Source organism: Hansschlegelia quercus (genome assembly GCF_004310425.1).
Classification (GTDB): domain Bacteria; phylum Pseudomonadota; class Alphaproteobacteria; order Rhizobiales; family Methylopilaceae; genus Methylopila; species Methylopila quercus.
Window position 1 is genome coordinate 161,596 of record NZ_SIUB01000006.1, and the last position, 20,213, is coordinate 181,808.

General features: G+C 68.1%; 16 protein-coding genes. 9 read left to right on the plus strand and 7 right to left on the minus strand.

Going from position 1 to position 20,213, the window contains the following annotated elements:
* Window positions 1-9 precede the first annotated feature (9 nt).
* Together EYR15_RS13065 and mutS are read right to left on the minus strand one after the other, a co-directional pair.
* Entirely contained in the window at window positions 10-2,802 is a 2,793-nt protein-coding gene (locus EYR15_RS13065) for a [protein-PII] uridylyltransferase (RefSeq protein ID WP_131003991.1), read from the minus strand.
* Window positions 2,803-2,939: 137 nt separating this feature from the next.
* Window positions 2,940-5,615, minus strand: coding sequence for a DNA mismatch repair protein MutS (mutS, locus tag EYR15_RS13070; RefSeq protein ID WP_131003992.1), 2,676 nt, complete (start codon window positions 5,613-5,615; stop codon window positions 2,940-2,942).
* A 179-nt stretch (window positions 5,616-5,794) separates the two neighbouring features.
* Between mutS and EYR15_RS13075 the strand changes: the two genes are divergently transcribed.
* Entirely contained in the window at window positions 5,795-6,262 is a 468-nt protein-coding gene (locus EYR15_RS13075) for a nuclear transport factor 2 family protein (protein WP_131003993.1), read from the plus strand.
* An 8-nt stretch (window positions 6,263-6,270) separates the two neighbouring features.
* Window positions 6,271-6,828: a TetR/AcrR family transcriptional regulator gene (locus tag EYR15_RS13080; RefSeq protein WP_131003994.1), complete on the plus strand. Its 558-nt coding sequence runs from the start codon at window positions 6,271-6,273 to the stop codon at window positions 6,826-6,828.
* 19 nt (window positions 6,829-6,847) lie between these two features.
* On the opposite strand, the gene hemW is transcribed toward EYR15_RS13080, so the two are convergent.
* The 3 genes from hemW to rph are packed head-to-tail and all read right to left on the minus strand — an operon-like array spanning window position 6,848 to window position 9,395.
* Entirely contained in the window at window positions 6,848-7,999 is a 1,152-nt protein-coding gene (hemW, locus tag EYR15_RS13085) for a radical SAM family heme chaperone HemW (protein WP_382237819.1), read from the minus strand.
* Window positions 7,999-8,658: an RdgB/HAM1 family non-canonical purine NTP pyrophosphatase gene (gene rdgB / locus EYR15_RS13090; protein WP_131003996.1), complete on the minus strand. Its 660-nt coding sequence runs from the start codon at window positions 8,656-8,658 to the stop codon at window positions 7,999-8,001. Before rdgB ends, hemW begins: the two co-directional genes overlap by 1 nt.
* 23 nt (window positions 8,659-8,681) lie before the next feature.
* Window positions 8,682-9,395, minus strand: a complete 714-nt coding sequence (rph, locus tag EYR15_RS13095; protein ID WP_131004058.1) for a ribonuclease PH — start codon at window positions 9,393-9,395, stop codon at window positions 8,682-8,684.
* Between the two features lie 157 nt (window positions 9,396-9,552).
* Between rph and hrcA the strand changes: the two genes are divergently transcribed.
* Window positions 9,553-10,638, plus strand: a complete 1,086-nt coding sequence (gene hrcA / locus EYR15_RS13100) for a heat-inducible transcriptional repressor HrcA (protein WP_131003997.1) — start codon at window positions 9,553-9,555, stop codon at window positions 10,636-10,638.
* A gap of 22 nt (window positions 10,639-10,660) precedes the next feature.
* Here hrcA and EYR15_RS13105 read toward each other — a convergent pair whose 3' ends face one another.
* Window positions 10,661-11,995, minus strand: coding sequence for a PQQ-dependent sugar dehydrogenase (locus EYR15_RS13105; RefSeq protein ID WP_131003998.1), 1,335 nt, complete (start codon window positions 11,993-11,995; stop codon window positions 10,661-10,663).
* A gap of 118 nt (window positions 11,996-12,113) precedes the next feature.
* Window positions 12,114-13,271 carry an acetylornithine deacetylase gene (gene argE, locus EYR15_RS13110; protein WP_131003999.1) on the minus strand — a complete coding sequence of 386 codons (1,158 nt, stop codon included), beginning with the start codon at window positions 13,269-13,271 and terminating at the stop codon, window positions 12,114-12,116.
* A 143-nt stretch (window positions 13,272-13,414) separates the two neighbouring features.
* On the opposite strand from argE, the gene EYR15_RS13115 reads away from it, so the two are divergent.
* The 6 genes from EYR15_RS13115 (at window position 13,415) to ribB (ending at window position 20,193) form a co-directional block, all read left to right on the plus strand.
* The gene (locus tag EYR15_RS13115) at window positions 13,415-13,633 is read left to right on the plus strand and encodes a hypervirulence associated TUDOR domain-containing protein (RefSeq protein WP_131004000.1); all 219 of its coding nucleotides are present in this window, start codon (window positions 13,415-13,417) and stop codon (window positions 13,631-13,633) included.
* Complete coding sequence (locus tag EYR15_RS13120; protein ID WP_131004001.1) at window positions 13,633-13,956, plus strand: hypothetical protein; 324 nt, start codon at window positions 13,633-13,635, stop codon at window positions 13,954-13,956. The genes EYR15_RS13115 and EYR15_RS13120 overlap by 1 nt, the downstream gene beginning before the upstream one ends.
* Before the next feature lie 91 nt (window positions 13,957-14,047).
* Window positions 14,048-16,189: a mechanosensitive ion channel domain-containing protein gene (locus EYR15_RS13125; RefSeq protein WP_245498308.1), complete on the plus strand. Its 2,142-nt coding sequence runs from the start codon at window positions 14,048-14,050 to the stop codon at window positions 16,187-16,189.
* Window positions 16,190-16,196: 7 nt separating this feature from the next.
* Window positions 16,197-16,430, plus strand: coding sequence for a hypothetical protein (locus EYR15_RS17200; protein ID WP_245498309.1), 234 nt, complete (start codon window positions 16,197-16,199; stop codon window positions 16,428-16,430).
* A 109-nt stretch (window positions 16,431-16,539) separates the two neighbouring features.
* Window positions 16,540-19,002, plus strand: a complete 2,463-nt coding sequence (locus tag EYR15_RS13130; protein WP_131004002.1) for a response regulator — start codon at window positions 16,540-16,542, stop codon at window positions 19,000-19,002.
* 78 nt (window positions 19,003-19,080) lie between these two features.
* Window positions 19,081-20,193, plus strand: a complete 1,113-nt coding sequence (gene ribB / locus EYR15_RS13135) for a 3,4-dihydroxy-2-butanone-4-phosphate synthase (protein ID WP_131004003.1) — start codon at window positions 19,081-19,083, stop codon at window positions 20,191-20,193.
* The last annotated feature ends 20 nt before the right edge of the window (window positions 20,194-20,213 follow it).

The following is a 20,213-nucleotide window of genomic DNA, read 5'->3' on the forward strand; positions in this document are numbered from 1 at the left end:
CGTGAGGCTCTACGCCTTCTCGCCCTGCTCCAGCGCCGCCGTAAGCTTCGTACGGATCGTCGACTGACGGCTGGTGGACGCGATCTTGGCGCCCGTGAGATCGGTCACGTAGAACACGTCGACCGCGCGCTCGCCGAAAGTCGCGACATGGGCGGAGGCGATGTTGAGGTTGAGCCGCGAGATCGCGTTGGTCAGGTCCCACAGCAGACCCGGTCGGTCGAGCCCAACGACTTCGACCACGGTGTGTCGGTCCGACCAGGCGTTGGTGACGGTGACCTCCGGCGGAATGTGGAAGGGACGCGTCTTGCCGCGATTGGTGGCCTTGGCGCGGTTCGCAATGCTCTCGCCGAGGCGGATCTCTCCGCGGAGCGCCTGCTCCACGCTCGACGCGATGCGACGGGCGCGGCGAAGTTCGTCCTCGTCGTCGGGGAAGGCGCGCGCAATGAAGATGGCGTCGACCGCGAAGCCGTCCGTCGTCGTGTTGATGTGCGCGTCCAGGATATTGGCGCCGGCTGCGGCGCAGGCGCCGGCGATGACCGACAGTAGCCGCGGATGGTCGGGCGCGATCACCGTCAGCTCCGTCACGCCGCGGAAGGCATCCGTCGTCACGTCCGTCGCGAGCTTGGAGCCGTCCTCGTCAGTCGCCGCCAGAAGACGCGCGTGGGAGGCGGCGCGGTCGGCCTCGATCTTGAGCCAGTACGGCGCGTAATGGCGCTGCGCGTAGACCTCGAAGGCCTCGTCGCTCCAGTCCGGAAGGCGCGTTCGTAGCTCCGCCTTCGCCTGCTCGACGAGGCTGCGGCGGTCGCCCGTGGAGTGGCCGCCGGTCAGCACCAGCTCCGTCTCCCAATAGAGCGTGCGGAGAAGCTGGCCCTTCCAGCCGTTCCAGACGCCAGGGCCGACCGCCTTGATGTCGCAGATCGTCAGGATCAGCAGCATCTTCAGCCGCTCTGGAGACTGCACGATCTTGGCGAAGTCCTCGATCGTGCGGCGATCCGAAAGGTCCCGCGACTGCGCGACGATCGACATCGTCAGATGACGCTCGATCAGCCAGGCGACCGTGTCGGTCTGGGCCGGCGTCAGCCCAAGGCGCGGGCAGAGCCGTCGCGCGATCCGGGCGCCGGCGATCGAGTGATCCTCGGGCCGCCCCTTGGCGATGTCGTGCAGGAACAGCGCGACATAGAGCGCGACGCGGTCGCGCACCGACGGCATCAGTTCGTTGGCGAGCGGATGGCTGTCGGCCGCGCCGCCCTCGTCGATCTCCGCCAGAACGCCGATCGAGCGAAGCAGATGCTCGTCCACCGTGTAGTGGTGGTACATGTTGAACTGCATCATCGCGACGATCTTGCCGAAATCGGGGATGAAGCGGCCCAGCACGCCGGTTTCGTTCATGCGCCGCAGCACCGTCTCCGGCGCGCGCCGCGACGTCAGGATCTCGAGGAACAGCGCATTCGCTTCGCGGCTGTCGCGCAAAGCCCCGTCGATCAGCTTCAGGGACTTGGTGATCAGCCGCATCGCGTCCGGGTGGAACGCCAATCCATAGGAGTCCGCAATGTGGAAGAAGCGGATGATGTCCACGGGATCGCGAGTGAAGACCTGGTCGTCGCGGACGTTCAGCCGCTCGTCGTCGATGACGAAGCCGTCGCTTTCACTTGGCGCGCGGCGCTTGCGGGAGCGGCGGAAGCCGGTGAGGAAGCGGTCGAGCCGAGGCTTGGGCTTGGCATGCCGGACTTCCAGCGCGTGGCAGAGGATGGCGGTAAGATCGCCGACGTCTTTCGCGACCAGAAAATAGTGCTTCATGAAGCGCTCGACGTCGCGCAGGCCGGGATGCTCGGTGTAGCCGAGCGCCACCGCGATCTCGCGCTGCAAGTCGAAGGACACGCGCTCCTCCGCGCGGCCGGCGATGAAGTGCAACTGGCAGCGCACCGCCCAGAGGAAATCCTCGCACTTCTTGAACATGCGAAGCTCGGCGGCGGAGAACAATCCGACCTCTACGAGGTCGTTTACGTCGCGGACGCGATAGACATATTTCGCGATCCAGAACAACGTGTTGAGGTCGCGGAGGCCGCCCTTGCCTTCCTTGACGTTGGGCTCGACGAGGTAGCGTGAAGCGCCGACGCGTTTCAGCCTCTCGTCACGCTCGGCGAGCTTCGCTGCGGCGAACTCGGCGGCCGTGCCCTCAACGACCTCCTTGTCGAAGCGCCGGATAAGGTCGCCGACGATTTCTTCGTCGCCCGCGAGATAGCGCGTCTCGAGCACGGCGGTGCGGATCGTCATGTCGGACTGGGAGAGCCGCACGCATTCGTCGATCGAGCGGGTCGCGTGGCCGACCTTCAGGCCCATGTCCCAGAGCGTGTAGAGGATAGCCTCGACCACGCTCTCGCCCCAGGCGGTCTTCTTGTACGGAAGCAGAAACAGCAGGTCGACGTCCGATCCCGGCGCCATAGAGCCGCGGCCGTAGCCGCCGACGGCGGCGACTCCCAACCGTTCGCCGGAGGACGGGTTTGTGCGGGGGTAGAGATCCTCGGTGGCGTGGTGGAACAGCGCCTGAATGACTCCATCCATCTGCGCCGAAAGCCACTCGGCGCAGGCCCCGCCGGCGCCGTCCTCGTTCAGCCAGCGCCGAGCGGTCTCGCGGCCTTCTGCGAGCGACTGCTTAAGGAAGGCGACGACGGCCAGCCTGAGCGCGTTCGAATCGCCCTTGTGCTCCTTGGCGAGCGCCGAAAGCCCGGCCTTCAGCGCGTCGCGGTCCACGATCTCCTTGAGCGAGCGCGCTGCGCGCAGGCGTTGGCGGACGGTGGACATCAAGGCGCAGACTCAGAAATCAGGGCTTCAGCGAAGCGGCGGACCATAGGCGGCGCCATGCGAAAGCGCCATGGCGGCCCGAGATTACGGCTCCGACCTTTACAAGACGTCGCCGTCCCGGCGTTTTGAGCGCCTGATCAGCTTTGCCCGCGGAGATTTTTCAGGCGGTACAGCGCGTCGAGCGCCTCGCGCGGGGTGAGCGCGTCGGGGTCGATGGCGTCGAGCGCTTCCACCGTCGGGTCAGGGCCCTCTTCCGCCACGCGGCGAGCGGCGGCGAACAGCGGCAGTTCGTCGATTATGCGCTCGACCGGCGAGGCGCGGTCGGCGGCCTCGAGCTCGTCCAGCACGGCTTTCGCTCGCCGGACTACCGATGCGGGCAGCCCGGCGAGCTTCGCGACCTGCACGCCGTAGGACCTGTCGGCGACGCCCGCTGCGACCTCATGGAGGAACACGACCTCGCCCTTCCATTCGGCGACACGGACGGTCGCGTTGCGCAACCGCTCCAGCCGGCGCGCGAGCGCCGTGAGCTCATGGAAGTGGGTCGCGAACAGCGAGCGGCAGCGATTGGTTTCGTGCAGATGCTCGATTGTCGCCCAGGCGATCGACAGCCCGTCGAAGGTCGCTGTTCCGCGGCCGATCTCATCGAGGATCACCAGCGAGCGCGGCCCGGCGGAGTTCAGGATCGCGGCGGTCTCAACCATCTCGACCATGAAGGTCGATCGCCCGCGCGCGAGGTCGTCCGCGGCGCCAACGCGGCTGAACAGGCGGTCGACCGCTCCAATATGGGCGGAGGCCGCCGGCACGAAGGCGCCGGCCTGGGCGAGCACGGCGCAGAGCGCGGCCTGCCTGAGGTAGGTCGACTTGCCGCCCATGTTGGGCCCGGTCACGAGCTGAATCAGCCCGCCTTCGGCGCCCGGCGCCGAGAGGTCGACGTCGTTCGGCACGAAGGGCTTTCCGCCTGCTCGCAGCGCGACCTCGACGACCGGATGGCGGGCGCCTTCGAGGCGGAAGTCCAAGCTGTCGTCGACATGAGGGCGGACGTGGTTTTCGGCAATGGCGACTTCAGCGAGGCCCGCGGCGACGTCGAGCGCGTCGAGCGCATCGGCGGTCGCCCGCAGACCGGCCCAACCTTCCGTTACATGCGCCGCGAGCTGCTCGAAGGTGTCGAGCTCGATCCTGAGCGCCGCGTCGCCGGCCTCGCCGATCCGCCGTTCAAGGTCGCCGAGTTCGGTCGTGGTGAAGCGCATCGCGCCGGCCATGGTCTGGCGGTGCACGAAGGTCTCGCCGTGCGGCGCCTTCAGCAGCCGCTCGCCATGCGCCTGCGGGGCCTCGATGAAATATCCCAGCACGTTGTTGTGCTTGATGCGCAGCGTACGGATTTCGGTCGCGTCGGCGTAAGCCGCCTGGAGCTGCGCAATCACCTTGCGGCTCTCGTCCCGAAGCGCGCGGGTGGCGTCGAGCTCCGCGTCGCTGCCCGCCCGCACGAAGCCGCCGTCGCGCTTGAGCAAAGGGAGATCGGGGCCAAGCGTCGCGGCGAGCTCCCGCCCGAGCGCGTGGTCCGCCGAGGCCAGCGCCTCGGCGATTGCCGTGACTTCCTCCGGCGCGCCGGCGAGCGCCGCCAGCCGGGCGCCGAGCCCTTCGGCGGCCGCCAGCGCATCGCGGATCGCGGCGAGATCGCGCGGACCGCCGCGCCCGAAGGCGACGCGCTGCGCCGCGCGGGCGAGGTCGGGCGCCGAGGCGAGCGCGGCGCGGACGGCGCGGCGAAGGTCCGGCGCCTCGACGAAGGCGGCCACCGCATCGTGCCGCCGGGCGATCGCTTCGGGCCGCAGAAGCGGCCCCGCGATCCGCATGCCAAGCAGACGCGAGCCGCCGGCGGTGACGCAGCGGTCGACGGCGTCGAGCAGGCTGCCCTCGCGCTCTCCGCTGAGCCTACGCGTCAGCTCCAGATTGGCGCGGGTGGCGGCGTCGATCTCCATGATCTCGCCGCGCCCCTCGCGGACCGGCCGCGACAAAGGCGGTCGGCTGGCGAGTTGGGTGCGTTCGAGATAGCCGACGATGGCGGCCGCCGCCGCAAGCTCCGGCTTGGTCAGCGCGCCGAACCCGTCCGTCGTCGCGACGCCGAAATGCGCGGAGAGCCGCGCCTCCGCCCGCGCGGGATCGACGAGTTCGCGGGGGGCGGGCGTCACCGCCGCGCGGGTTTCGGCGAGCTGGTCCCGAAGCTCCTCGACTAGCGCGTCGGGCACAAGGACCTCCGCCGCTTCAAGCCGCGCCAGCGCGGGCGCGAGGCCGTCGGCCGCGACCTCCGTGACGGCGAAGGCGCCGGTCGAGACGTCGACATGCGCCAGGCCGAAGCGGACTCCGCCCGACGCGCCGCGCCCGCGGACAAGCGCCGCCAGCAGATTGGCGCGCCGCGGCTCCAGCAGCGCGTCCTCGGTGAGAGTGCCGGGGGTCACGAGGCGCACGACGTCGCGCCGGACGACCGACTTTCCGCCGCGCTTCTTCGCCTCTTTCGGATCCTCGGTCTGCTCGCAGACCGCGACGCGGAAGCCGAAGGCGATCAGGCGCTGGAGGTAATCGTTCGCGCGGTCGACCGGCACGCCGCACATCGGGATGTCTTCGCCGAGATGCTTGCCGCGCTTGGTCAGCGCGATGCCGAGCGCCCGGCTGGCGGCTTCCGCGTCGGCGAAGAACATCTCGTAGAAATCCCCCATCCGGTAGAACAGCAGGCTGTCCGGATTGGCGGTCTTGATCTCGAGATACTGCTCCATCATCGGCGTGGGACGCGCCGATGATGCGGCCGAGACGTCGTTCATCGTCGGGCGCCGGGATGATGCGGAGGCTTCTTAAATCGCGATTCCGGAAGGGGGGCAAACCACGCCGCGTCCATTTCTGTGCAAAGGCTCGGGCTCCACGCTCCGCGGCGCTGCTTGACGGTTCGCTCGTTTCTTGTACCGTTCGGTAAAGACTTTCCCGTCTAGTACAGGAGCTCGCTATGTCAGGTCGTCCGCCTTATCCCCCTTTTACTGCCGAGACCGCGGCCCAGAAGGCGCGCGGCGCCGAAGACGCGTGGAACGGCCGTGACCCCGCGAAGGTCGCGCTCGCCTATACCGAGGACAGCGTGTGGCGGAACCGCGCCGAGTTCATCAAGGGCCGGGCCGAGATCGAGACGTTCCTCACCCGCAAATGGGCGCGCGAATTGGAGTACCGGCTGATCAAGGAGGTTTGGGCCTTCCACGAGAACCGCATCGCCGCGCGCTTCGCCTATGAATGGCGCGACGACAGCGGCCACTGGTTCCGCTCCTACGGCAACGAGAACTGGGAGTTCGACGAGATCGGCCTGATGCGCCGGCGGCTCGCCAGCATCAACGACCTGCCGATCGCGGAGAGCGACCGCAAGTTCCACTGGCCGCTGGGCCGCCGGCCGGACGATCATCCGGGCCTGAGCGACCTGGGACTCTGAGGCGCATCGTGGCGAGGACTGTCGCCGAACGCTCCGACGCCCTGCCGGCGCTTGGCGAATGTTTCCGTGAGCACGGCTACGAGGGCGCGAGCCTCGCGCTGATCGGCGAGGCGACCGGCCTCGGCAAGGGCAGCCTCTACCACTTCTTCCCCGGCGGTAAGGCGGAGATGGCGGCGGCCGTCCTCGCCGAGATCGACGGCTGGTTCGAGCGGGAGATCTTTGCGCCTTTGCGCGAGGCCGATCCGCCAGGACCGGGGATCACTCACATGTTCGAGGCGACAGAAACGTATTTCCGCTCCGGCCGACGGGTCTGTCTCGTGGGCGGCTTCGCGCTGAGCGACGCGCGAGACCGTTTCGGGGCAGCGGTGAAGGACTATTTCGCGCGCTGGATCGACGCGCTCTCGGCCGCTCTCCTGCGCGCCGGCTGGGAGCGGAAAGCTTCGCGCGCCGCGGCCGAGGACGTGGTCGGCGGCATCCAGGGAGCGATCGTGCTCGCGCGATCGCTCGACGACCCCCGAGCGTTCACCGGCATGCTGGCGCGGATGCGAGAGCGGCTGATGAGCTGAGCGCGTTCGGCCGCGCAGCTTAGCTCGCTAGATCGGCCACGACGGCGTCGAGCACGGGGAATCCCTCCGGCGTCACGCGAAGCCGGTCGGTCCCAACACGCTCGACCATGCCGTCCATGATCAGGTCGTCGATCCGCCTGTTGTCGAGCCTGCGACCGGAGATGCGGTGGAAGCGAGCGAGATCGATGCCCTCCTTGAGCCGCAGGCCCATCACCAGAAATTCGTCGGCCTGCGCCTCGAGACCAAGGCTTTCATCTACGACGAGGCCATGCCCACCCGCCTCGACTGCGCTCGCCCAGGCTTCAGGATTCCGCTCGGTCGAAAGCTCGCGTCGGACGTCGTTCACCACCAGTCGGCCATGCGCGCCGGGACCGATCCCGGCATATTCGCCGTAGCGCCAGTAGACGAGGTTGTGGCGGCTCTCGCAGCCGGGCCTCGCATGGTTCGAGATCTCGTAGGCCGGCATGCCGGCGGCGTTGCAGACGTCCTGCGTCACATCCCACAGCGCGCGGCCTGTCGCCTCGTCGGGCGTTTGTAGCTTGCCGGCCTTGTGGAGCGCGAAGAAGGGCGTGCCCTCCTCGATTGTCAGCTGATAGAGCGACAGATGCTCGGTTCCGAAGCCGATCGCGCGCTCGAGCTCAGCGCGCCAATCCTCCGGCGACTGGCCGGGACGGGCGTAGATCAAATCGAACGAGACCCGCGGAAAAATCTCGGTCGCGAGGCCGACGGCGGTCAGCGCCTCGTCCACAGAGTGCATACGGCCGAGCCTCTTGAGATCGAAATCGTTCAGCGCCTGCACGCCGAGCGAGACACGGTTGACGCCGGCGGCGCGATAGCCGCGGAAACGATCGGCTTCGACGCTGGTCGGGTTCGCCTCCAGCGTGATCTCGGCATTGTCGGCGACCTCCCAGCGATCTGCGATGGCGTCGAGAATCCCGGCGACGGTCTCCGGCTTCATCAGCGAGGGCGTGCCGCCGCCGAAGAACACGCTCTCCACCCGTCGCCCCGGCGCGAGCGCCGCCATGTGGCCGATCTCCCGGACGTAAGCGTCCAGGAACCGGGATTGGTCGATCTCATGCCGCCGGACATGGCTGTTGAAGTCGCAATACGGGCACTTGGCCGCGCAGAACGGCCAATGCACGTAGACCGCGAAGCCCGGCTCGTCCGGTATCACCGCGGCGGCCCTTCGGGGAACAGCGCCGACATCAGTTCGCTGAATGCTCGCGCGCGATGCGACAGGCCGGTCGCGTGGCCGTCGTCGCTCCATTCGACGCCGTGCTTCTCGTCGGCGGTCATCTCGCCGAACGTGCGGTGGTGGCCGTCGGGCAGAAAGATCGGGTCGTAACCGAAGCCGAGCTCGCCGCGCGGCGGCCAAACGACGACGCCCTCCACTGACCCTTCGACGGCCAGCATCTCGCCCGACGGCCACGCGAGGCAGAGCGCCGCCACGAAGGCCGCCTCGCGCTCCTCGGGCGCGCTCGCTCCGCGATCCTGCAGATCCTCCTCGACGCGCGCCATGGCGGCGGAAAAATCCTTGTTCGGCCCGGCCCAGCGGGCGGAGAAGATGCCCGGCGCGCCCCACAGCGCCCTGACAAACAGGCCGGAATCGTCGGCGAGCGCCGGCAGGCCGGAGGCGGTCGCGGCTGATGTCGCCTTCAGCGCGGCGTTCTCGGCGTAGGTCGTGCCGGTCTCGTCGGGCTCGGGCAAGCCGAGCTCGGCCGCCGAGACGAGCTCCAGCGGAAACATGGCCAGCAGTTCGCGGAATTCGCGAAGCTTGCCGGAATTATGCGTCGCGATGACGAGGCGGGAGCCGAGCGAGGGCAGGCTCATGCGCGGCTCCGACGGGGCGTTCATCACGCCACAGCCAGCTTCTGCAGCTCGACGAGCTGGGCGCAGCCGGTCTTGGCGAGGCCGAGCAGGGTCATCAGCTCAGCTTCGGAGAACGGCGCGCCTTCGGCCGTGCCCTGAACCTCGACGATGCCGCCGGAGCCGGTCATCACGAAATTGGCGTCGGTCTCGGCGTGGGAATCCTCGGCGTAGTCTAGGTCCAGTACGGGCACGCCCTTGTAGATGCCGCACGAGAGCGCGGCGACGTGGTCCTTCAGCGCCGGGCCTTTCAGCATGTCGCGCGCCTTCATCCAGACGAGGCAGTCGTGCAGCGCGACCCACGCGCCTGTGATTGAGGCGGTGCGGGTGCCGCCGTCGGCCTGCAGGACGTCGCAATCCACGGTGATCTGCCGCTCGCCGATCATCTTGAGGTCGACGACGGCGCGCAAAGATCGGCCGACAAGGCGCTGGATTTCCTGCGTCCGGCCGGAAGGCTTGCCGAAATTGACCTCGCGGCGCGTCCGCTCGTGGGTTGCGCGCGGCAGCATGGAATATTCCGCCGTCACCCAGCCCTTGCCCTGCCCGCGCAGCCAGCCCGGCGCCTTCTCCTCGAGGCTCGCCGCGCACAGCACATGCGTCTCGCCAAACTTCACGAGGCACGAGCCCTCCGCATAGCGCGCGACTCCGCGCTCCAGCGAGACGGGCCGCATGGCCTCGGGGGCGCGCTTCGACGGACGGATCGACATAAGGACCTTGGGGACAGAGCGGATGGGCGCACGTTCTGCCTGCGCCGCGGCTTGCGGGCAAGGGGATGACGGCAGGACCGACGTTTCCTCACGTGATTCGAGACGGCCCGGACCATTGACGCGGACCGAAAAAAGTCGCGACGATCCCAAGATGTCGTTTGAACGTCCGATCCGAGAGCCGCAACCGGGCCTCGCCCAGCTCGACCGCCGCTCGCGCGAAATTTTCCGCTCCATCGTCGACAGCTATCTGACGACGGGTGAGCCGCTCGGCTCGCGCAACCTGTCGCGCCTGCTGTCGGTCTCGCTGTCTCCCGCTTCTGTGCGCAACGTGATGGCGGACCTCGAAGGGCTAGGCCTGATCTACGCGCCGCACGCCAGTGCCGGCCGGCTGCCGACCGAACTCGGCCTGCGCTTTTTCGTCGACGCGATGATGGAGGTCGGCGACCTTTCCGTCGCCGACCGCGACGCGATCCAGCGCCAAGTCGCGGCCTCGAACCGCGACCGCAGCTTCGAGGAGGTGCTGACCGACGCCTCGGCCATGCTGTCGGGCCTTTCGCGCGGGGCCGGCGTGGTGGTGACCGCGAAGCATGACCCCGCGATCAAGCACATCGAATTCGTCCCGCTCGATCCCGACCGCGCGCTCGTCGTGCTGGTCGGTGAGGACGGCTCGGTCGAGAACCGCATTCTGGCGCTGCCGCGGGGCCTGCCGTCTTCGGCGCTTGTCGAGGCCGCAAACTTCCTGAACGCCCGGATGCGCGGCCGGACCCTCGGCGAAGCGCGTTCCGCCATCGAGGAGGCGCTCACCGGGGCGCAAAGCGAGCTGGACGCGCTCTCAACGCGGGTCGTCGAAGCGGGGCTTGCAAGTTGGGCGGGCCCAAACGCCGACCAGCCGCGCCAGCTCATCGTACGCGGTCAGGCGAACCTGCTCGACGACCTGAAGGCGCTCGACGACCTCGAGCGCATTCGCCTGCTGCTCGAAGACCTCGAAGGCAAGAAGGAGGTCATCGAACTGCTTGGCCGCGCCGAGATCGGCGACGGGGTGCGCATCTTCATCGGCTCGGAGAACAAGTTGTTCTCGCTCTCGGGTTCATCGATGGTCGCGGCGCCGTTCCGCGACGAGGAGCGCAAGATCGTCGGCGTGCTCGGCGTCATCGGCCCGACGCGGCTGAACTACGCCCGCATCGTGCCGATGGTGGATTACACCGCCAAGGTCGTGGGCAGCATGCTGCGCCGGTAAGCCTCCGCATGCCGCACGATCATCACCGCGACGCCTGCGCCTGCGCCGGCGTTACCCGCCACACCTTGTTGCCGACGTCATCGGCGACCAGCAGGCCGCCCGCCTTGTCGATCGCCACGCCCACGGGACGCCCTTGCGCTTCGCCATTGTCATTGAGGAAGCCGGTAAGGACGTCCTCGGGCTGACCGGCCGGCTTGCCGTCCTTGAATGGCACGAAGATCACCTTGTAGCCGCTCTGCGGCTTGCGGTTCCACGAGCCGTGCTGGCCGACGAAGGCGCCGTTCTTGTACTTGTCCTGGAACAGGCCGCCGGTGTTGAAGGTCAGGCCGAGCGACGCGGTGTGCGGCCCGAGCGCGTAATCCGGGACGATCGCCTTCTCGACGAGGTCTGGGCGCTGCGGCTTCACCCGGTCGTCGACGTGGCGGCCGTAATAGCTGTAGGGCCAGCCGTAGAATCCGCCGTCCTTCACCGAGGTCATGTAGTCCGGCACGAGGTCCGAGCCGATCTCGTCGCGCTCGTTGACCGTCACCCAGAGCTGCTTGCTGTCGGGCTGAAAAGACGGGCCATTCGGATTGCGGAGGCCTGACGCGTACAACCGCATCGTCTTCGCGGCGATGTCGATCTCTTGGACCGCCGCACGGTCCTTTTCGGCGTCGATGCCGTTTTCGGCGGCGTTCGAATTCGAGCCGACGGTCGCGTAGAGCTTGGTCCCGTCAGCCGAGGCGACGAGGTCCTTGGTCCAGTGGTGGTTGAGCGTGCCGCCCGGGAGGTCGACCAGCTTCTCGGCCGGGCCGGTAGCGGTCGTGTCGCCGTCCTTATAGGGCAGGCTGACCACGGCGTCGGTGTCGGCGACGTAGAGCCGGCCGCCGGCGAGCGCCATGCCGAAGGGCGAGTTGAGATCCTTCGCGAAAACCGTCTTCAACTCCGCCTTGCCGTCGCCGTCGGCGTCACGCAACAGCGTGATGCGGTTCGCGCTCTGCACCTTGGCGCCGGCGCGAGCCATGAAGAAAGACTGGACCCAGGCCTTGATCCCCTTGCCATCGTCGGGCTTCGGAGGCTCGGCCGTCTCGGCCACCAGGACGTCGCCGTTCGGCAGGGTGAAGACCCGCCGGGGATGGTCGAGCCCTTCGGCGAAGGCCATTACCGCCATGCCGTTCCCGGCCTTCGGCTTGCCGCCCTCCGGCCAGCCGACCGCTTTGGAGACCACGACGGTCGGAATCCAGCTCTTGACGGGGTCGGGAAGGGTCGGTTTTTCCCCGTAGCCTTCCGCGACTGGCTTGGTCGCCTCCTGTCCGCAGGCGGCAAGGCCGACGCCTACCGCCGCGACGGCGAGAACTTTGACTGGCAGACGATTCATGGGACGAATCCTCGTAACGTTTTCTCTCGAAATGGAGGAGACGGCCCACATCGCCACCCCCTTCGGCCCGCCGTTCACGCAAACGCGTCGAGCCGCTCGTGCAAGCCGAGCGCGCGCCTCAGGCCGAGCAGTGCGCGATGAGCCTCCGCACGAAGGCCTCGCACGCCGCGAGTTGATCCTCGCTCACGAACTCATCCGGCTTGTGTGCCTGTGCGATAGAACCCGGGCCGCAGACGATGGTCGGGATGTTCGCCATGTCGACGAACAGCCCCGCCTCAGTGCCGTAGGCGACCTTGGCGTGGTCGTTGCGCCCGGCGAGCCGCTTGGCGAGCGTCACGATTTCATCCTCGGGGGCGGTCGCGAGGCCGGGGATCTCCGATTTCAGCGCGACCTCGACCGAAGCGCCGTCGAAGCGCTCCCGCATCTCGCGCTCGATCTCGGCTGCCAATGCCTTGAGCTCCGCCACCGGCGCGTCGGAATCGTCTTCCGGGAGGACGCGGAATTCGAGCTCCATATGCGCCTCGTCGGGCACGATGTTGAGCGCCGTCCCTCCATGAAACAGCCCGACGTGAGCGGTCGAATGCGGCACGTCGAACAGCGCGTCGCGGGCGCCCTCCCGTTCCCAGCGGCGGCCGATCTCCGCGACCCCGGCGACAATCCGCGCGCCGTGCTCGACCGCGTTGACGGCTGACATGTTTCTCGCCGAATGACCGCCAAGCCCTCGCAGGGTCACGGTGAAGGCGCGCTTGGATTTGTGGGCGATCACGACCTGCATGTCGGTGGGCTCCCCCACGATGCAGCCGAGCGGCCTTACCGGGCGCGCCGTAAGCATGACGAGAAGCTCGCGCACGCCGAGGCAGCCCACCTCCTCGTCATAGGAAAGCGCGAGATGGATCGGGATCTTCAGCTCCGCCGCCTGCATCTCCGGGACAAGCGCGAGGCAGACCGCGACGAAGCCCTTCATATCCGTCGATCCGCGGCCGTAGAGCCTGCCCCCTCGTTTGACGAGCGTAAACGGGTCGCTCGACCAGTCCTGGCCATCAACCGGAACGACGTCGGTATGGCCGGAGAGCACGATTCCAGGCCTGTCGGCCGGCCCGATCGTCACGAACAGGTTCTTCTTGTCCGCGTGCCGCTCGCCGATCCGCTCGTAGGCGATGCCGAGGTCCTCGAAATAGGCCTCGACATGCTCGATCAGCGGAAGGTTCGCATGACGGCTCGTCGTATCGAAGCCGACGAGCCGCGCGAGCATATCGATGGTTCGGTCCGAAGCCATGGGCTCGCTTCAAGGCGGTGGGCGCGGGTTCGCGCGGGACCATAAGGGGCTTTGGGCCCCGCGATCCAGAGGCAGATCCCGATGCGGAACGACGCGCCCGAACGCGACGTTGCCGACCGAAGACGGCGACATGGGAGAAAGCAATGACGAAGGCTTACGCCACAGGCTCGAAAGTGTCCTGGTCCTGGGGAAAGGGCGAGGCGACCGGCACGGTCGCGCAGACCTTCACCAAACGCGTCCAGCGCACGATCAAGGGCGCGAAGATCACGCGGCGCGCGACCGAGGACAACCCGGCCTACCTCGTCGAGCAGGAGGACGGGGCCAAGGCGCTGAAGTCCCATTCCGAGCTGGAGAAGGCGTGATGGCCGAGATCGACCTGACGCCGACAAAGGCCGTGGTGGACGCTGCAAAGCGGGGGCTGAAGCTCCGTGAGGAATTCGGCCGCGGCGGGACCGAAGTCGGCCTCGCGCGCGGCCGGGAGCTCGCCGAGCGCCGCAAGCTGACCCCTGAGACCGTCAAGAAGATGCGCGCTTATTTCGCCCGCCACGAGGTGGACAAGAAGGCCGAGAACTTTGGCGACGACGAGAAGCCCTCGGCCGGCTACATCGCCTGGCTGCTCTGGGGCGGGGAGCCCGGCCGGACCTGGGCGGAGCGTCAGATGGAGAGGCTCGAGGCATCCGACTGAACGGCGGTCGGGCTGGCGGCGGGGCTTGAGCGGCCTAGTTCAGGCCGCCCCAAACCGGGAGTTCCAGCCTGTCCATGTTTGCCGCTGCTCGATGACTGCGTTGCGTCGCCTGTTCGTTCTGCTGCTGTTCATGACGCTCGCCCTCGGCGTCAGGCCAGCTTTAGCGCAGGAGGCGGCGCTGCACGCTGCCCAGGCCCAGCCGGCCGACGTCGACGCGCTGATCCGCATCCTGCAGGATGACAAGGCCCGCGCCGCATTGATCGAGCGGCTGAAGGGCGTGGCCGCGCCGACGCAGGCTCCCGAAGCCCACGGGCCGGATGAGGCGACGAAAGCCAAGGCCGGCGACGGTCCGGTGGCGGCGCCCGATCCGGACGCTGCGGCGCAGGCCGCGAAGAAAGCCGAAGGCGCGACCGAGCCGACTTTCGCGCGCCGCATCGCCGAATATACGCGGGGCGCGGCGGAGCGAACGGCCGCTCTCGCGGTCGCAACCGCCTCCTTCGCCGGGGATCTCGGCTCCATCGCTTCGAAGATTCTCAGCGGCGACGCCTTTGATGTCCCGCAACTGCTCGCGGTCGTCTTCACGATCGCGGTGACCTTCGGCGTGTTCTCCGGCCTCCGCGCCCTCGGCATCCCGTTCTATCGCTGGATCGGCCGCCGCGCCGGGACCGCAGGCTTCTTCGCCCGGTCCGGGCTGCTGGTCGCGAGCTTCCTCGTCGATGGGTTGATGGTCGCGCTCGCGTGGGCCAGCGGGTACGTCTTCGCGCTTCAGTTCGGCTCTTTCGGCGTGATGAACATCCACCAGACGCTTTATCTCAACGCGTTTTTCGCGGTGGAGATGGGGAGGGTGTTCTTGCGCGCCGCCACCTCTCCGAGACACGCGTCCCTCCGCGTCCTGCCGATCGAGGACGAGGCTGCGAACTACTGGTATTTCTGGGCGGGCCGGATCGTCTCGACGCTTGGCTACACCTTCCTGTTCGTGGCCCCAGTGCTCGCCGCGGCCGTCTCGCCAAGCGCCGCACAGGCCGTGCGGGTGGTCGTCGCCTTCGCGACGCTGATGATGGCCGTCGCGATCGTGCTTCAGAACCGCGAGCGGGTGCGCGAACGGCTGGCCGGCGACGCGGAGCACGCGAACAGCGACGTGCTTACGGCGTTTTACGCCTTCCTCGCGCGCTTCTGGCACTGGGTCGCACTCACCTGGCTCGCCGCTTTGTTCGTGACCTGGCTCGCGAACCCGCAGGAGGCGCTGCCCTTCATGGCGCGGGCGACCGTGCAGACGCTCGCCGCCATCGCGATCGGTGGGCTTGCGACCGCCCTCATCTCGCGCCTGATCGCCGGCGGCATGCGGCTGCCGGAGGACGTTCGACTGCGCCTGCCTGCGCTCGAAAAACGGCTCAACGCCTTCATCCCTGCGATCCTGAAGGTCGTGCGGGTGGTGGTGCTGATCTTCGTGCTGCTGGTCATCGCGCAAAGTTGGGCGTTGCTCGATCTCGTCGGCTGGCTGTCGAGCGAAGCCGGGGCGCGCGTAGCGACCTCGACACTGACCGCCGTGATCATCGTGCTCGTCGGCGCCGCGCTGTATCTCGCGACATCGTCATGGATCGAGTACCGGCTGAACCCGGAGTTCGGCCACGTGCCGAACGCGCGCGAGAAGACGCTGCTGACGCTCTTCCGCAACGCCTTCACGATCGCGCTCGTAGTGCTAGTCGCGATGCTGGCGCTCTCGGAGATCGGCGTCGACATCGCCCCGCTGTTGGCCGGCGCCGGCGTGCTCGGCCTCGCCATCGGCTTCGGCGCGCAGAAGCTCGTCCAGGACATCATCACCGGCGCGTTTATCCAGCTCGAGAACGCGATGAACACCGGCGACAACGTCAAGGTCGGCGGCGTCCAGGGCACGGTCGAGCACCTGACGATCCGCTCGGTCGGCATTCGCTCGATCGACGGCGTCTACCACCTGATCCCGTTCTCGTCGGTCGACGCCGTCTCGAACGCGACGAAGATCTTCAGCTATCACATGGCCGAGATCGGGGTCGCCTATCGCGAAAGCATCCCCGAGGTGAAGGAGGCGATGCAGGAGGCTTTTGATCGCCTGGCCGCCACAGAGGCGCATGGCCCCAGCATCATCGGGCCGTTTGAACTTCACGGCCTCACCAAATTCGGCGACAGCGCGATCACGGTTCGCGGGCGCAATCAAGACCGAGCCTGGAAAGCAATGGCCGCTCGGTCGGGCGTATAACGAGATCTTGAAGGAAATCTTCGACGAACGCGGCATCGAAATGCCGTACCCGCACCTCACGCTCTACATGGGCGAGGACCGCCAGGGCAAAGCGCCGCCGCTGCGGGTCGAGGGACGGATCGCGGCCGAGACCGGTGATCGCCGGCCCGCTCCGCCCCCGCCGCGTCAGCAGGCGGCCGCGAACATCGTCACCGGCCACGACGGCCCGGCGGATGAGGGCGGCTTCGCGCCGAATGGCTGAGAGCCCTTTTTTTCTGCCGGCTTGAGGCGGCCCGCCGCAACGGTCTATCCTAGGGGCGTTCGAGCAGCGCCGGGTCGCAGTCCGTGCGAGGGGAGCGCGAGCCCACGCGATGACCAGTCCGGCCAGACAAGCAGCGACGGCGACGGAGGCCGCGGTCAATGACCGCCAACGTCTGCTGGAAAGCGAGAGCTGGTTCGACGCCCTTGCGGAAAGCTCGCCGCAGATCGTGTGGTCGGCGACTCCGGACGGTCAGATCGATTATGTGAACCCGCGCTGGTTCGCCTATACGGGCGCCGAACCCGTGGCGCCAAGCCTCGAAGATTGGATGGAGCGGCTTCATCCCGACGATCGGAGCGAGGCGCTCGAGCGTTGGCGCGCGAGCCTGGCGGCCGGCGACGCCTACCAGACCGAATACCGCCTTCGTTCGCGCGACGGGACATGGCGCTGGTTCCTCGCGAAGGCTTGGCCTCGCCGCGACGCGGCCGGCGAGATCAAGCGCTGGTTCGGCGTCGCGACCGACATCCAGGATGTCGCGAAAGGCCGCGAAGAGGCCGCGGCGCAGGGCGTCGCACTCGAGCGGTTGGTCGCGCAGCAAACCGCCGATCTGGCGATGGCGAATCAGCGCGCCGCTTCGGAGGCCGCCGGCCGGCGGGTCGAGCGCAGCGAACGGCGCAACGTCGACGCGCTCTACGCCGCCTATATCGACAACACGCCGGACGGCGTCTTCGTGATGTCGGTCTCGAGCGGCGGCGAAATTCGCGCCGAGACCTTGAACCGGATGCTGGAGAAGGCCTTCGACGTCCGCCGCGAAGCGGTTCAGGGCCGCCCGCTCGCGGATTTCATGCCGGACGATATGGCCGCGCGCCTGGTCGCAAAGATCGGCGAAAGCGTACGGACCCGGGCGCCGGCGCGCTATGAGGAGATCGTCGAGATCCAGGGCGTGCAGCGGGTTTTTGAGGTTTCGCTCGCCCCGGTCTTCGGGACGGCCGGCGCGCCGTTCCACGTCGTAGGATCGGCGCGCGATCTGACCGAACGGCGCGAGGCCGAGCAGCAGCTCCGTCAAGCGCAGAAGATGGAGGCGGTCGGCCAGCTCACCGGCGGCATCGCCCACGATTTCAACAATCTGCTGCAGGTCGTGAAAGGCAATCTCGATCTGCTCGCCCACGAGCTTGAAGGCGCCGCCACGCCGGCGATGGAGAGGCGCCTGAAGGATGCGATGGCGGGCGCCGCCCGCGGCGCAAAACTCACGCGCCAGCTCCTCGCTTTTTCCCGTCGCCAGCCGCTGACGCCCCGCCCGACGGACGTCGGCGCCTTGGTGCAGTCGATGACCGAACTGCTCGACCGTTCGCTCGGCGAGACGATTGAGGTTTCGATGTCGGTCCCGTCCGAAAGCTGGACCGCGCTCGTCGACCCGGCCCAGCTCGAGAACGCCGTGCTGAACCTCGCCATCAACGCCCGCGACGCGATGGAGAACGGCGGCGCGCTCACCATCGCCGTCGCCAATCGGCCGGGCCTTACGACCGAGCAGGACGCGATCGAGATCGCGGTCTCCGACACCGGCTCCGGCATGCCGCCGTCGGTCCTGGCGCGCGTCTTCGAACCGTTCTTCTCGACCAAGCCCGAGGGACGCGGCACGGGGTTGGGTCTCCCGCAGGTACAGGGCTTTATCGAGCAATCCCATGGACGCATCGCAATCGACAGCGCGCCCGGCCAGGGCACGACCGTCAGGCTCAGCCTGCCGCGCAGCCAAATGGTGATCGCCGAGGAGGAGGAGGAGCTACCGCCGCTCGGCGAGACCCGCGGGCGCGGCGAGCGCATCCTCGTGCTGGAGGACGACGACGCGGTCCGCGCGGCGGTCGCCGATCTGCTCGTCATGATCGGCTACTCCGTGCGCCAGGCCGTGACGACGCGCGAGGCCGCGGCGCTGCTCGACGGCCAAGAGCCTTTCGACCTGCTGCTTTCCGACGTGGTGATGCCAGGCACGCCGACGCCCCCCGACCTCGCGCGGCTCGCCCGTCTCGCCCGGCCGTCGCTCAAGGTGCTGTTCATGTCGGGCTACGCCGAGGACGCCATCGTCCATCAGGGGCGGGTCGACCCTGACGTCCATCTCATCGAGAAGCCGTATCGCAAGGAAGCTTTGGCGCTGAGGCTGCGCCAGCTCCTCGACGCGAGGCCCCGGCCGCCGGCCGCAGCCTCCGACGGTCCGCCGCGCGTCCTGATGGTGGAGGACGAGCCGATGATCGCGCTCGCGATGGCCGATCTAGTCGGGAGCTTCGGCTATGAGGTGGTCGAAGCGCACAATGGGACGATGGCGAAGGCGGCTTTCGACAAATACGACCGGATCGACGTGATGCTCACCGATCTCGGCCTGCCCGACATCGACGGCCATGCGCTGGCGGAATGGGCGCGCGCGCGCCGGCCCGGACTGCCGATCGTGTTTTCGACCGGCCGCGACGAGTTCGAGGTCCCGCCCCTTCTCGCCGAAGGCGGACGCGTGCACGTGGTGCAGAAACCGTTCGACAGCGAGACCCTGCGCCGGACGCTGGAGTCCTGTGCGCCTCTGCCTGCTTGACCCGCCGCCGCCCACGGGTGCATTTCCGCGACCCACGGGGCCGCCGGCCTCGAGCGCAAGCGCCTGAGCGGACCTTCCATGGAACTCGACAGCATTGATGACGCGATCGCCGCGATCGCAGCCGGCGAACTCGTCGTCGTGGTCGACGACACCGACCGCGAGAACGAGGGCGACCTCATCATGGCGGCCTCAAAGGCGACGCAGGAAAAGCTCGCCTTCATGATCCGCCACACCAGCGGCATCATCTGCGCCCCGATGACGGCGGACCGCGCCGACGCGCTGAACCTCGCTCCAATGGTCGCGAACAACCGGGACCCGATGCGGACCGCGTTCACAGTTTCCGTCGACTATCGGAACGGGCTCACGACCGGCATTTCCGCCGAGGAGCGCGCCAACACCACCCGCGCGCTCGCTTCCGACAATGCGATCGCGAGCGACTTCCTGCGGCCCGGCCACGTCTTCCCGCTGATCTCCCGCGAGGGCGGCGTGCTGACCCGCTCCGGCCACACCGAGGCCGCGACCGACCTCGCCAACCTCGCGGGCCTGCCCGCCGTCGGCGTGCTGGCCGAGATCGTCAACGACGACGGCACGGTGAAGCGCATGGCGGAACTGCTGCCGTTTGCGCGCGAGCACGGGCTGAAGATCGTCTCGATCGAGGATCTGATCGACCACCGCTCGCGCCGCGAGACCTTCGTGCGCCGCATAGACCGTTTCGAGCGCCGCATCGGCGGGCTCGACGCAACCATCACGATCTACGAGACGCCCTTCGAGCAGACCCAGCATGTCGCGATCTCCGTCGGCGACATCGGCGCTCCGGGCGCCGTGCCCTGCCGCATCCATCGCGAGCACCTGCTGACCGACCTGCTCCGCGGCGCGGCGACTTCGAAGGGCTGGCTCGACAATGCGCTCGCCCGTTTCGGCGACCATGGCCGCGGCGTTTTCGTGCTGATCCGCGATCTGTCGGTGCTCCGCGACGCGGCCGACGCCCATGAGCAGGACGATCCCTCCGGCGAAAAGCACATGTCCGCCCGCCAACGCCGCGAGCGGTGGCGCGAGATCGGCGTCGGCGCGCAGATCCTGCGCGATCTCGGCGCCCGCAAGATCTCGCTGCTGGCTGGCCACGCCCGCCAGTTTGTCGGCCTCGCGGGGTTCGGTATCGCGATCGAAAGCACGGAGATCATGGAGGAGTAGGCTTCTTCATTCTCCTGTCC